Here is a 13,941-nt window from a genome sequence, read left to right as displayed (position 1 = left end):
CTGATACCTGATATTTGAAAACAAATGTATAATGGATGGGTATAAAAAAATAACGCTCAAAGAACTTTTAGTATCGTTTGTGGTTTTTTATCGATGTTTTTTCTAATAATATGATAAATGTCATATTTTTGTAGAGAATTAGGCATGTTTTACTTAATTAATTTAGAATGAATCTAAATAAAATTGCTATGAAAGATGAAATGAACAATAATAAAAGTGTCGCTCAAAGTACTTTTGACGAGACAAAAGTAGATGATGGAGCTTTGGTTCTTACTTATAAGAATGAATCTAGTGAGGTACAATCTCTTGCTAAAGAAATAGATAGTGATTATATTCAGTTTCATTTTTGTGTAAAAGGGTCAAGTAGGTTTGTTTTTAATGAAGGGAAGTACATATTAAACATTCTGGAAGAGAATTCATTATTATTATATAACCCTCAACGTGATTTACCGATAAATTTGCAAGTGGATCCAAACTCATGGATCGTTTCGATTTTAATATCTATCAAAAACTTTCACGGACTGTTTTCTCAGGAAGCCGACTATATTACGTTTTTAAGTGATGATAATAAGGATAAAAAATATTATAAAGATGGCGTTATTTCACCATCAATGGCCATTGTTTTAAATCAATTGATAAATTATAACCTAAATCAGTCCATTAAAAACCTCTATTATAAAGGAAAGGCACTCGAGCTTTTAAGTTTATATTTTAATAGAAGTGAAGATGCTGATATTGAGCAGTGTCCATTTTTAGTGGATGAAACAAATGTCATTAAAATAAGGAAAGCTAAAGAGATTGTTATTGCCCGCATGGCAGAACCACCTAGCTTACAGGAATTGGCTGATGAAATAGGATTGAACCTTAAAAAGTTAAAAGAAGGATTCAAACAAATTTATGGTGATTCCGTATTTAGTTTTTTATTTGACTACAAAATGGAAGTTGCTAGAAAGTTACTAGAATCTGGAGATGATAATGTGAATGAAGTGGGGCATAAAGTTGGGTATAGCACCTCTAGTCATTTTATTGCTGCTTTTAAAAAGAAATACGGTACAACGCCAAAAAAATATGTAATGTCATTATCTTCGTAAAAAAGAAGCTTATTTAATGAAAAAAGGAGTTTTATTAGTCAACCTTGGTTCTCCAGACAGCCCAGAACCAAAAGATGTAAAAAAATATTTGGGCGAGTTTTTAATGGACGAACGGGTAATTGATATTCCGTTTGTAGCCAGAGCATTATTAGTTAAGGGTATTATTTTAAAGACACGTCCTAAGGCATCGGCGGCAGCTTATAAAAAAATATGGTGGGATGTGGGTTCTCCTTTAATAGTACTCTCGGAAAGACTCCAGAGTAAAATACAAAAGCAAATAGATATTCCTGTTGCATTAGCCATGCGTTATGGGAGTATGACTATAAAAAAAGGACTTCAGGAATTAGTGAATAAAGGCGTAAATGAAGTTCTGTTGTTTCCTTTGTATCCTCAGTTTGCTATGGCAACTACCGAAACTATTACAGTGTTAGCCGAAGAGCTTCGTCAGCAATATTTTCCGAATTTAAAAATAGAATCGGTTCCTGCATTTTATAATAAATCTGATTATATTGAGGTGCTTTCTAATTCAATAAAACATCATTTGGAAGGCAAAAATTATGAGCATTTATTGTTTTCGTATCATGGTGTTCCAGAACGTCATATAAGAAAGAGCGACATTACCAAGTCACATTGTAAAATAGATGGCAGTTGTTGTGCAACACCATCAAAAGCACATGAGTTCTGCTACAGGCATCAATGTTATGAAGTAACCAGACTGGTTGCTGAAAAATTAAAGTTTAAAGAAGGGACTTACTCTACGTCTTTTCAGTCACGATTAGGCTTCGATCCTTGGCTGCAGCCTTATACAGATAGGACTATTGAGCGTTTGGGTAAGCAAGGCATAAAAAACATGGCCATCGTAACGCCTGCGTTTGTTAGTGATTGTTTAGAAACCCTTGAAGAAATAGCAATGGAAGGTCAGGAGATTTTTCATGAAATGGGAGGTAAAGATTTTACAACTGTTCCTTGTTTAAACGATGATGATGAATTTGTTGATTTGCTTTCAAATTGGATTACCGAATGGACAAAAACACCTGTTGAAGTTATTTGATTATGGAATATTACTATTATATAAAAGCGTTTCATCTTATTTTTGTTATTACTTGGTTTGCGGGGTTATTTTATATTCCCAGACTATTTGTGTATCAAATAGAAGCATTTCATAAGCCATCACCAGAAAAAGAAATACTAGGAAAACAACTAAAACTAATGGCTAAACGTCTGTGGTTCATAATTACATGGCCATCAGCTGTTCTTGCTTTACTATTTGGGTTATTACTATTTTATTTAAACCCAACACTTGTTTATCAAGATTGGATGCAGGTAAAACTAGCTTTTATCGTACTGTTAATTATATATCATCTTAAAACACATCTGTTTTATAAGCAGCTTCAAAATGATGTCGTCAAGAAAACATCAAGTTTTATGCGAATCTGGAATGAAGGTGCAACGTTTATTCTTTTCGCCGTTGTTTTTTTAGCTATTTTAAAAAGTGCCATAAATTGGATTTGGGGTATTGTAGGTATTCTTGTTTTAGGAGTTCTTATCATGGTAGGTTTTAAGGTTTATAAAAATATTAGAACTAAAAACCCTAACGCTTAACTTTAAAACTCAAATAATCAAATTCCAAAAAGGAATTGTCACTCTTTTTTTGGTTCGATTATTGCTATATTTATTGAACTTTTAAAAGGCACAATATTTTTAATGAAATTAAAAAAACTTTCTTTACGTACCCGTATTTTTATTGCTATGATTTTATTGGTGCTATTAGCATCTATACTTATTGCAGCTGTAGCTATTTATCAATACAAGGAACAAAGTGCAGATTATCATAAAGGACGATTAGAACGTAAAGAGCAAAACATTCAGAAACACCATAAAAGAGTTTTAAATGGTAAGCAGAATACTTGGGAGGTAAAGACTGAAAACATTCCATTAATTTTCAAAGAAGAAATTTATAATATCGCTGATATACATAAGCTTCAGATTAATTTGTATGATTTAGATGGGACTTTATTAATATCATCTAAAGGAGATTTAAATAATATTGCAGATACATGTATTAATGCAGAAATTTTAAATGCGATTTCACATAGGGCATCACATAGACATGTAGATAAACATAAGGAAAATGGGCAGACATACCAATCGTCTTATACTTATATTACGGATCAGAAATCTAAGCCCATAGCCATATTAAATTTACCTTATTTAGAAAAAGATGACTTTCTTGCAGAAGAGCTAAGCGAGTTTTTACAGCGTATAGGGTTTGCCTTTATGTTTGTATTGCTTATGGCAATTGGTATTGCCTTTGTACTCTCTAAATACATTACAAAGTCATTAAAAGCAATTAGTGATAAAATTAATACGACAAGATTAGAAAAGCGTAATAAGAAAATAGAGGTTAATGATACGAGTGAGGAAATCTCTATTTTGGTGAATTCGTATAATAGTATGATTGACGAACTTGAAGATAGTGCTGTGCAATTAGCTAGAAGTGAGCGTGAACAAGCTTGGAGGGAAATGGCAAAACAAGTGGCGCATGAAATTAAAAACCCATTAACGCCCATGCGTTTAACGGTGCAAAATTTTCAACGTAAATTTGATTCCAATGATGAAAATATTCACTCAAAGTTAGATGAGTACAGTAAAACATTGATTCAGCAAATAGATACCATGAGTTCTATCGCATCGGCTTTTTCAAACTTTGCAAAAATGCCGGCACAACAAAATGAAACTTTAAATGTTGTAGAAATTGTAAAGCTTGCTCTAGATATTTTTAATGAAGATTATATTTTCTTTACTGCCGAATCCGAAAAAATCATTGCGAAATTTGATAGAACACAGTTAATTAGAGTGGTTACTAACTTGGTTAAAAATGGTATTCAAGCGATGCCTGAAAATCAACTACCAAGGATTGTTATTAACGTAGCGACAAGAGATAATGATGTGATTATTACAGTTGCAGATAACGGTTCGGGGGTATCTGAAGAAAATAAGGATAAAGTTTTTGAGCCTAAGTTTACAACAAAAACGAGCGGGATGGGGCTTGGCTTAGCGATGGTAAAAAACATTGTGGAAACTTATAAAGGTACCATAGCATTTAAATCAGAAAGGGATAAAGGCACTACGTTTACAGTGACTTTTCCTAAAGAATAGTTTGTATATAAATTTTATAAAATGAAAAAAGTATTTGTATTAGTTTTTTTAATATCGTCAGTAGGATATTCTCAAATTTTGGATCCTGTAAAATGGTCAACTAGTCTAAAAAAAGTGTCTAATCTAGAATATGATTTAATTATAGATGCAACCATAAAACCGAATTATCATCTGTATTCGTTGAAAGTACCTAAAGGCGGGCCATTACCAACGGTTTTTATTTTTGAAGACAGTGATGATTATGAGTTGGTAGGAGCTATGACGGAAGACAAAGGGCATACTGCTTTCGATCCCGTTTTTGAGTTGAAGATTAAATATTTTGAAAATTCTGCGAAATTTAAACAACGTATTAAGCTAAAAACTAAAAAGGCATTGAAGGTTACAGGTGAAATTGAATTTATGACTTGTAATGATACGAGTTGCGTTCCCGGATATGATGATTTTGAAATTGCTATTCAATAAACTTAAAACAAAACTATGAGTTACAATAATATACTATCTGAAGAGAATAACGGTATTACGACTATAACTATTAACCGTCCTAAGAAGTTAAATGCGCTTAATAAAGAAACAATTAGCGAGTTGCATGAAGCTTTTAGAGAAGCTGATTTAGATAAAAATGTAAAAGTTATTATTGTTACTGGTAGTGGAGAAAAGGCTTTTGTTGCAGGTGCTGATATTAGTGAGTTTGCGAATTACAACATTGAAGAAGGCAAAATGTTAGCAGCTAAAGGGCAAGAATTGCTGTTCAATTTTATTGAAAATTTATCTACGCCAGTTATTGCAGCAATAAATGGTTTTGCTCTTGGGGGTGGATTGGAATTGGCCATGGCGTGTCATTTTAGAGCGGCAAGCGATAATGCCAAAATGGGATTGCCAGAAGTGTCTCTTGGCGTTATTCCTGGTTATGGTGGAACTCAACGTTTACCACAATTGATAGGAAAAGGGAAAGCCATGGAGCTTATCATGACCGCAGGAATGATTGACGCTAATAAAGCGTTAAATGATGGCTTGGTAAATCATGTAACGACCTTAGAAGAATTACTTCCTTTATGCGAAAAAATAGCTGGTAAAATATCGCGTAATTCATCTGTTGCTATTAGTGCTGCTATAAGAGCTATAAATGCGAATTTTAAAGATGGTATTAATGGTTTCGATACGGAAATTCAGGAGTTTGGTAATTGTTTTGGTAGCGAGGATTTTGCAGAAGGAACAACGGCATTTTTAGAAAAACGAAAGGCTAATTTTCCTGGGGAATAGGAGTTTTATCTTTAAAAAAGTTTTATTTTATTTTTATTTCCTTAACTAATGAAGAAATAGGTAATGCATAAACGCTATCGTCATTAAGTATGAAAATCACATCTTTCGTCTTTCCAATTAATTTTCCTAATTTAATTTCATTGTCTGCTAATTTTATTGAAATGTCATTCTTATTAATTATTTTATTCTTTGCATACCTTCCGTAATAATCAGCTGAGAGATATAAATAAAGGACAAAACTTATTATAAATAGAACGATTCTGTATGTTTTAAACCAAGATTTTTTATCACATCCAAAATTCAATTTCGAGTAAGATTTCGGCCACTTGTTTTTCCATAACGTGTCCAATTTAATTAATATAGAAACAATTAAAATTGAAGCTGTAGCGAATAAGAGTATATAAAAATCAGAAAAAGGTGCAATCAGAAAGTCAAATACGTCTGAATAATCAAATATGTTTATATCAAATTCTGAATATTTTTGGTAATTAAAAAGCATACCTATTCCAACAGAAATAATATAAGAAGCGGTTATAACTGTTTGTATTTCCTTTATGATTAATTCGTAAGTATCTTTTATTAAACCTTCTTTCATTTATGTTTTAATAATCATTGCAATTCAGTAAGTTATGACATTTCTCAAATTGTTGCTAATGTTATCAAGTATATGAATCCATTTTAATGATTTATATGCAACGTTAAACGAAGTTAGCCGATTTTTTCAAAAAATCAAGCGTGATTTATACCTTTTTAACAATCGAATCTCTACGTATCGAGTTTGTTAATAACCTATTTTTGCTTTAACACTTTTGAATAGAATTTATAAGTAATTTTAAAGAGCTACTCAAAGCGCATTCAACCTTTAATTTTACTGTAATGAACCTAAAATCTGCCATAAAAGGACGTGGTGCGCAGCTCAATGTCCCTAATCGTTTCTTCGAATTGAGCCACGAAATGCGCGACGACTTTCTTGAATTTTGCCATAAAGAAGGTGAGATAAGCGATAAAAATAAAACACTATATCTGGAAGTATTTCCTAAAACGATAGTCAATAAAGTTGAGAGTCCAGATGTTGGTATGACGTATTCAATGAATTCGTATCAAGGTTGCGAACATGGTTGTATTTATTGTTATGCTCGCAATAGTCATGAATATTGGGGTTATAGTGCTGGCTTAGATTTTGAGCGCCGAATTTTGGTTAAAAAGGACGCCCCCAAACTATTAGAAGTACAATTAAAGAAGAAAAACTGGAAAGCACATCCTATTGTTATGTCTGGAAATACAGATTGTTATCAACCAGCAGAAAAAAAATTTGAAATTACCAAACAATGTTTAGAGGTGTTTTTAAAATACAGACACCCAGTAGGTATTATCACAAAAAACGCATTGATTCTTAGGGATTTAGATCTTTTAAAAGCTCTGGCTGAAGATAACTTGATAGGTGTAAATATGTCAATTACCTCACTATCAGAAGATACAAGGCGTGTTTTAGAACCGCGAACAGCAAGTATTAAAAAGCGTTTAGAAACAGTCAAGGTTTTGAGTGAAAATGGAATTCCTGTAAATGTGATGTTAGCTCCCATTATTCCGTCTATAAATAGTCATGAAATATTGCCTTTAGCAAAAGCAGCATCAGAGCATGGTGCTCTGTCAATTGCTCATACTATTGTAAGATTAAATGGTGCTATTGGCGAAATTTTTAAAGATTGGATTTATAAAACTATGCCAGATCGTGCCGAAAAAGTATTACACCAAATAGAAAGTTGCCATGGCGGTAGTTTAAACGATTCTCGATACAGAACAAGAATGCGAGGCGAAGGAAAAATTGCAGAACAAATTAATAACCTTGTTAAACTAGCAAGACTAAAGCATTTTAAGAATAAAACTATGCCTAAGCTTAATCTGAATTTACACGAAGAATTTAAAGATGGACAATTAAAACTATTTTAAATTAATTAGTAGTCAATACCATCAATCAACCTCATTGTTCATTGATAATCCTTTTTATTAATATGTCTGTAGTAATCCAATAAAAAGAGACGTAAATTAAAATTACTGTGAGCCAGGATATTACAGGTGTTCCTATTATTTTTGCGATGATTATTGATAAAATCGTTGCGTGTACTGTGCTCCAAACAATATTAAAAAAATATTTTTTGATGCTCAAATTAGATTTTGTTTTTAAACGTTTTATCACAGATAGAATAAGGGACTTCATATATTTTGTGAATTAATTGTTAAAAAAAGTAAAAGTGAGCCGTTGCTAGCTCACTTTTTACCAATTTAAACTAAACAAACTAAATAAGACATTAACTTACTAATTGTTAATGAATTTCGTATACTCCTTGTCATTTGCATTGAGTACTATTTTGTAATTTCCTTTTTTAAGTTTATATACTTTTTTTACAATTTTAAGACCTTCAATTTCTTCTGTACGTATTAATTGAAATGCACCATCATATTGTATGTAAACTCTTATTTTTAATGGTTCCAAGTTTAAGGCAAGTTTTGATATGTAAACTAAGTCGTCCTTTTCTCTTACATAAGGTTTAAAAATAACGGCTTCTTTAGTTTTATCGAAAACTACTTTGTTATTTTCTACACTAAAAGGAATTGTTTCAATTTGAAGGTCTTTATCTACCTCGAAAAAATAATTTCCATTAGGTAATTCAGTTAAATCAAATCCTTTTGTATAAGAACCAGTTGATTGAATAAGTTCTTTATATACTATGATACCGTTATGATTTTTAATAGATAAAAGATTTCCTTTTTTTACATTATTAATTGTTAATGCAGTTCCTTTAAGATCTCCTTCAACATTAAAAGAAGAAATTTCAGTTGCGTTACCTATCATTACAGCAAACAATATCATTGTTACTAATAATAGGTTTTTTTCGATTGTTTTAATTACGTTTTTCATAATTTGAATTTTACATCGTTTAACACCACAAAGGTATGTCGGAAGAAGAAGGTGTAAAACATCATATTTGACCAATTTGTATGCTATTTTATCTGTTAAGACTATGTTAAATCTATGTAAAGTTAAAATAGCATATAATTATGATAATTGAATATAGGTTTTTAAAAATTATATGTAGTAATTTTGCTTCATAATCGCTCTATACTATGATTAATAAAAAACCTACTTTAGAAAAACTTAGCCCTAGTTTTGGAAGTTCCATATTAGTTAAACAACACTTGGTTAAGGTTGACAAGTATAATGCCTTTTGGCATTTTCATCCAGAATTGGAACTAGTTTATATAAATAAAGGACAAGGAAAAACACATATAGGTACTCATTTGTCTTACTTTAATAACAGTCAACTTATATTAATAGGGTCTAATTTGCCGCACAATGGTTTTACAGACCGATTAACAGCAAATGGTACAGAAACAACAGTTCAGTTTAAATCTAACTTTTTAGGAAATGATTTTGTAGATATTCCAGAGATGTCATTAATAGTATCATTATTTGATAGGGCAAAAAAGGGAATTCGATTTAATGTGGAAACAAAAAAGATTATAGGGCCAAAAATTGAAAGGCTCTTAGATTATGAAGGTTTTGATAGGGTTTTAAAATTTTTAGAAATATTGAATTATTTAGCAAAAACAGACGATTATATTATTTTAAATGCCGATGGGTTTGCTTTTGAAGCTGAACCACAGGATAGTGGTAAAATAGGTTTGATTTATAAACATGTTAATAGGAATTTTCAAAATCATATTAGTTTAGACGAAATCGCAGATAAAGTAAGTATGACAGTTCCTGCATTTTGTAGATACTTCAAGCGTATTACAGGAAAAACATTTACCAAATTAGTAAATGAATATAGAGTCGTGCATGCAACAAAACTATTGAATGAGAGTCAAATGAGTATTTCGGATGTTTGTTTTGAATGTGGATTTAATAACTTTTCACATTTTAACAAACAGTTTAACGAAATAACAGGTAAAAGCGCATCACAATACAGAAAGGAAATAAAACATATCATCCAGTAATAAGTTAAACATTTCCATTCCATTCATCATAAAACTGTTTAAGATATTGTTCCATGAATGTATGTCTGTTTAAAGCTATTTGTCTTCCAGTTTTGGTATTCATTTTATCTTTTAAGCGAAGTAACTTTTCGTAAAAATGGTTTATAGTTGGTGCGGTTGAAGCCTTGTATTCTGCTTTGCTCATGTTAAGGTTGGGTTTGACATCAGGGTTATAAAGCGCTCTGTTTTTATAACCTCCATAGTTAAAACAACGTGCTATGCCTATGGCTCCTATTGCGTCTAGTCTATCTGCATCTTGTACAACGTCTAGTTCTGGAGAACGAAATTTTTGAGTTTCATGACCTCCCTTAAAGGAAATATTTTCAATGATCTTTATAACGTTTTCAATCACAATGGAATCTACATTTAATTTAAATAAAAATTCACGAGCTATTTTTGGACCAATGGTTTCATCTCCATTATGAAATTTACTGTCGGCAATATCATGTAATAAGGCTCCAAGAGATACTATGAAAATGTCTACATGTTCACTTTTAGAAATTAACAGAGCATTTTTATAAACACGCTCTATATGAAACCAATCATGTCCGCCTTCTGCATCTGTTAATTGTGTTTTAACAAAGGCTATGGTTTTTTGTATAATTTTTTCTGAAGTCATAATGAGTTAAAAATAAAAATTCCTTTCGATTATGAAAGGAATTAAATTCACAAACCGAATTGTTTTATTCAATGGGGATATGTAAATCAACAATACATTTGTTCTCTATGTGTTCGCGAAAGTCATTATGATATATTTCAAAAGGAGGCTCTTCGGCTTTTTTATAACTATTTTCATTCATCCAGATAAAGAGACTGCTCCAGGACTTTTCGAAATCGTTAGTCGTTATTTCAAAACGACCAACGATACACTTACTACTTTTAATGGTTCCAGTATCTATATCTTCTTTTAAAGAAAAAGACTTATTTGTTAAAACACAAATACTCATACGAACTTTGTCTGGGTCTGTTATTTTAAAGCTGTCGTGAAAAATTCTTGCCATTTTGGTTTCAGGATTTTTTATCAAACCTTCTGCATTTGCCCATTTTACTAATCTGTTAAATACATCTTCTACACCATGTATTCCAAAATGAGTGATACTGGCAAATTTTAGTTCAGGAATTTCTTTAATTTCGATATTTGCATTCATTTTAATCCAATTTAAATGATTATTAATGTTGCAAATGTATTTTTCCGAAATTAAATTTTCTTGCCCATTCTTGCTTTCAGCTTTACGTATCTTGCTAAATTTATTTGGGTTCTTTTTCTGAAATTCAGAAGGACTCATGCCATAAAACTTTTTAAATGCTCGAGTAAAAGAAGAATTGCTGTTAAAACCATATTGTAGTGAAAGCTCTGTGATACTTACATGTCTTTTATGAAGTAATACAGAGACTGTTTTTTCAATGCGTTTTCTAATAATATAAGCACGAAGTGTTTCTCCAATAATGGCTTTAAAAATTCTATGAAAATGAAATGGCGAATAGAGTGCTAAACCAGAAAGAGAATCTAATGACAATTCAGAATCAAGATTATTTTCTATATGTTTTAAAATCAGATTTATCCGACTGATATAATCTTTCTCTATGCTATTCTTAGAAATCAATATTCTCGCGAAATGATTATTTGGCTATTTTATAATTGCTGGCTCAACCCATTTAAATTGAAACGAATTTTCTGGTATTTTAATACGTTCTGCTAAACGATACATTCTAGCAGGAAGCTTCATAAGGTAATCTCTAGCTTTTTCTGCTTCGTCGGTAAGATTTGTAATTTTGTCAATTTCCCAACGAGCAATTAATTTTTCTAGAATTTCCACATAATCATTCGATGTATAAACACCTATACGTTGTGCAGTATTAGAAAATTCGTCAAAAGCTGTACTAATTTTATTTCCGGATTCCCTTAAGAAAACAGCAGGCATCGTTATTTTTTGTTTCATCATGTAGTGAAATGCCATCATCATTTGGCTAGGATCTACTTTAAAAATACGCTCAACAAATTCAGAATACGCATTGTGGTGTCTCATTTCGTCTCCAGCAACAATTTTACACATTTTAGAGAGCTGTTTGTTGCCTTTTTCTTTTGCAATTTTAGCAACACGATTGTGAGAAACGTAGGTCGCTAACTCTTGAAAGCTGGTATAAACAAAGTTTTTGTAAGGATCCCTATCTGTCCCTATATCGAAACCATCAGCAATAAGATATTGTGTGGTTTTTTCAATTTCGCGCATGTTTACTCGTCCGGAAAGATATAAGTATTTGTTAAGTACATCACCATGACGATTTTCTTCAGCTGTCCAATGGCGTACCCATTTGGCCCAAGGATTTTCTCTGTCTACCTGATTAACACCTTCAACATCCATTAACCATGATTCGTAGGTTGGTAATGCTTCTTCTGTAATCATATCACCAACTAAAACAACCCAAAAATCATAAGGTAATTCTTTAGAGAGCTCCTTTATTTCGCGGACTTCCTCAAAAAAAGTATCTCCTTCAGAGTTTGGTAAAAAATCGGTTGGTTGCCAAATTTTTTCAATAGGAATTAAGTATTTTTCAATTAAAGATTCGACGTCTTTTTCCAAAAACTTCATCACTTCTAATCTAACATTCTTTAACGACATCTATAATTTTTTTAAGGGTGTATATGTTTTTTAATAGTGGTTTCAATATTATTTATAAGTTCTTGCTTATTAGCAAAGGTACTAACTTTTAAAGGCTTGTGTACAGTAAAAGTAATATGAGTTCCTAAACCCATAGGGAATTTTCCGTAACGAACTGTTTTCCAGGAGTTATTTATAGAGATAGGAACCACTAAAGCTGATGGTGCTTTCTTAAATAGAATTTCTAAACCTTTTGTTTGAAATGGTTTTGGATGCCCATCTTTACTTCTTGTTCCTTCTGGGAAAATAACCGCAGCGCGTTTATTTTTTTCAATATATTCGCCAAATTTCATAATAGCAGGTAAGGATTGTCGCGGATTTTTCCTGTCAATTAAAGCAGAACCTCCATGACGTAAATTATATGAAACGCTAGGAATACCTTTACCTAATTCTATTTTACTAATAAATTTTGGATGATATTTTCTTAAGAAAACAGACAGTGGTGAGATATCGTACATGCTTTGGTGATTGCAAACGACAATAAGAGGCTGGTTTGTTTCAATATGGTGTACATTGTTAAATGTAAATCGGGTGCCTAAAATATGAAGGCAACGCATTAAGCAGATGTTCATTAAATCTGCACACTTTTTATGTCCTTTATAGCCAAAAACATTAAACCCTATCCATTGAATAGGATGAAATATGAGCAATGTTATTAAGAAACACAGCGCATAAATAAAGGTTAAAGGGTATGATAACAATTTTTGCATGCGCAAAAATAAGTAAAACTAAGACTTAATACACAAGGACGCAGGTGTTATTTTCGCAGGTCACACCAGTTGGCTGTATAGTAAGTGCACAATCTGAAGCTATACCCCATTTTACATTGAAATCGGATTCTTTTTGGTTGTAGTCTTTGATAGCAGCTTGTAATTGTTCTACATCAATTGAGGTGGTATATATTAAATAAGACCATGGTCCTCCACAAGGTTTGCTTCCTAAGGCAATGAATTTACATTCGAAATTTTCATTACAAACCGAAGCATTGGCTAAAGTTTCAATATCTGCCTTTAGCAAACTAAGTTGAGCTAATTCACTTTCGTAAGTTGGTGCATTATTATCGTTAGAAGAACAGCCAGCAATAACCAACAAAATAAGATAGGTAAAAACGAATGCAGTTTTTAAATACAGTTTCATAAGTCTTTTTTTATAAGATGGAAAATTGATGAATAGGTTGCGCGTAATATGCACAAAAAAACCACGATTATTCGTGGTTTAAATTTTCCTTATTAAGAATCTATTTTAACAATGCTCGTTATAAGCATCTATTAAGTTTTCTGCAATAAGCTCTGCAGGACGTCCTTCAATATGGTGACGCTCTAGCATATGTACTAATTCACCGTCTTTAAATAAAGCCATGCATGGAGAACTTGGAGGAAACGGAATCATATAACCGCGAGCTGTATCTACAGCTTCTTTATCTACACCTGCAAACACAGTTACTATATTTGTAGGGCGCTTATCATTTTGTAAACTCATTCTCGCTCCTGGACGTGCATTAGCTGCTGCACAACCACAAACCGAATTTACAACTACTAAAGTTGTACCTTCTTTTGCTAAAGCAGCATCAACAGCTTCAGAAGTATGTAATTCTTCAAAACCAACATTTGTTAAATCTTCGCGCATTGGTTTTACTAATTCTGCTGGATACATATTTTTAAATTTTAATAATTAACAATTTTAGACTGCAAAGATACCAATTGTGTAACAAAATTATGAATCAATCAACTAAC

General features: G+C 31.7%; 16 protein-coding genes. 8 read left to right on the top strand and 8 right to left on the bottom strand.

Going from position 1 to position 13,941, the window contains the following annotated elements; genetic code table 11:
* Nucleotides 1-167 precede the first annotated feature (167 nt).
* The 6 genes from EM932_RS04870 to EM932_RS04845 all read left to right on the top strand — a co-directional run bounded on the left by EM932_RS04870 (nt 168) and on the right by EM932_RS04845 (nt 5,510).
* A complete protein-coding gene (locus EM932_RS04870; RefSeq protein ID WP_407925212.1) occupies nt 168-1,091 on the top strand; it encodes an AraC family transcriptional regulator in 924 nt (307 codons plus the stop codon).
* A gap of 16 nt (nt 1,092-1,107) precedes the next feature.
* Complete coding sequence (hemH, locus tag EM932_RS04865; RefSeq protein ID WP_135876052.1) at nt 1,108-2,142, top strand: ferrochelatase; 1,035 nt, start codon at nt 1,108-1,110, stop codon at nt 2,140-2,142.
* A 2-nt stretch (nt 2,143-2,144) separates the two neighbouring features.
* Nucleotides 2,145-2,693: a CopD family protein gene (locus tag EM932_RS04860; protein ID WP_135876051.1), complete on the top strand. Its 549-nt coding sequence runs from the start codon at nt 2,145-2,147 to the stop codon at nt 2,691-2,693.
* Nucleotides 2,694-2,795: 102 nt separating this feature from the next.
* Nucleotides 2,796-4,250 carry a sensor histidine kinase gene (locus EM932_RS04855; RefSeq protein WP_135876050.1) on the top strand — a complete coding sequence of 485 codons (1,455 nt, stop codon included), beginning with the start codon at nt 2,796-2,798 and terminating at the stop codon, nt 4,248-4,250.
* Nucleotides 4,251-4,271: 21 nt separating this feature from the next.
* A complete protein-coding gene (locus EM932_RS04850) occupies nt 4,272-4,712 on the top strand; it encodes a protein-disulfide reductase DsbD domain-containing protein (RefSeq protein ID WP_135876049.1) in 441 nt (146 codons plus the stop codon).
* Between the two features lie 15 nt (nt 4,713-4,727).
* Nucleotides 4,728-5,510, top strand: coding sequence for an enoyl-CoA hydratase/isomerase family protein (locus EM932_RS04845; RefSeq protein ID WP_135876048.1), 783 nt, complete (start codon nt 4,728-4,730; stop codon nt 5,508-5,510).
* Nucleotides 5,511-5,532: 22 nt separating this feature from the next.
* On the opposite strand, the gene EM932_RS21060 is transcribed toward EM932_RS04845, so the two are convergent.
* On the bottom strand, nt 5,533-6,105 hold the full coding sequence (locus tag EM932_RS21060; RefSeq protein ID WP_211344257.1) for a hypothetical protein: 573 nt from the start codon (nt 6,103-6,105) through the stop codon (nt 5,533-5,535).
* A gap of 281 nt (nt 6,106-6,386) precedes the next feature.
* Here EM932_RS21060 and EM932_RS04835 point away from each other — a divergent pair, with 281 nt between their 5' ends.
* Entirely contained in the window at nt 6,387-7,460 is a 1,074-nt protein-coding gene (locus EM932_RS04835) for a PA0069 family radical SAM protein (protein ID WP_135876047.1), read from the top strand.
* A gap of 367 nt (nt 7,461-7,827) precedes the next feature.
* Here the strand turns inward: EM932_RS04835 and EM932_RS04830 are convergent, their stop codons facing one another.
* Nucleotides 7,828-8,430: a hypothetical protein gene (locus EM932_RS04830; protein WP_135876046.1), complete on the bottom strand. Its 603-nt coding sequence runs from the start codon at nt 8,428-8,430 to the stop codon at nt 7,828-7,830.
* Nucleotides 8,431-8,636: 206 nt separating this feature from the next.
* On the opposite strand from EM932_RS04830, the gene EM932_RS04825 reads away from it, so the two are divergent.
* On the top strand, nt 8,637-9,509 hold the full coding sequence (locus EM932_RS04825) for an AraC family transcriptional regulator (RefSeq protein WP_135876045.1): 873 nt from the start codon (nt 8,637-8,639) through the stop codon (nt 9,507-9,509).
* Between the two features lie 4 nt (nt 9,510-9,513).
* Here EM932_RS04825 and EM932_RS04820 read toward each other — a convergent pair whose 3' ends face one another.
* The 6 genes from EM932_RS04820 to EM932_RS04795 form a co-directional block, all read right to left on the bottom strand.
* Nucleotides 9,514-10,167, bottom strand: a complete 654-nt coding sequence (locus EM932_RS04820; RefSeq protein WP_135876044.1) for an HD domain-containing protein — start codon at nt 10,165-10,167, stop codon at nt 9,514-9,516.
* Between the two features lie 64 nt (nt 10,168-10,231).
* Nucleotides 10,232-11,152: an AraC family transcriptional regulator gene (locus EM932_RS04815; protein ID WP_211344256.1), complete on the bottom strand. Its 921-nt coding sequence runs from the start codon at nt 11,150-11,152 to the stop codon at nt 10,232-10,234.
* A 24-nt stretch (nt 11,153-11,176) separates the two neighbouring features.
* Entirely contained in the window at nt 11,177-12,169 is a 993-nt protein-coding gene (locus tag EM932_RS04810; protein WP_135876042.1) for an acyl-ACP desaturase, read from the bottom strand.
* An 11-nt stretch (nt 12,170-12,180) separates the two neighbouring features.
* Nucleotides 12,181-12,918 carry a lysophospholipid acyltransferase family protein gene (locus EM932_RS04805; RefSeq protein ID WP_135876041.1) on the bottom strand — a complete coding sequence of 246 codons (738 nt, stop codon included), beginning with the start codon at nt 12,916-12,918 and terminating at the stop codon, nt 12,181-12,183.
* A gap of 25 nt (nt 12,919-12,943) precedes the next feature.
* Nucleotides 12,944-13,345, bottom strand: coding sequence for a hypothetical protein (locus EM932_RS04800; protein ID WP_135876040.1), 402 nt, complete (start codon nt 13,343-13,345; stop codon nt 12,944-12,946).
* Nucleotides 13,346-13,450: 105 nt separating this feature from the next.
* Nucleotides 13,451-13,861 carry a BrxA/BrxB family bacilliredoxin gene (locus EM932_RS04795; protein ID WP_135876039.1) on the bottom strand — a complete coding sequence of 137 codons (411 nt, stop codon included), beginning with the start codon at nt 13,859-13,861 and terminating at the stop codon, nt 13,451-13,453.
* Between the last annotated feature and the right edge of the window lie 80 nt (nt 13,862-13,941).

It is taken from the genome of Flavivirga rizhaonensis (assembly GCF_004791695.1).
Lineage (GTDB): Bacteria > Bacteroidota > Bacteroidia > Flavobacteriales > Flavobacteriaceae > Flavivirga > Flavivirga rizhaonensis.
The sequence above is the reverse complement of the archived record's forward strand: the minus strand, read 5'-3'. Positions and strand labels throughout refer to the sequence as shown.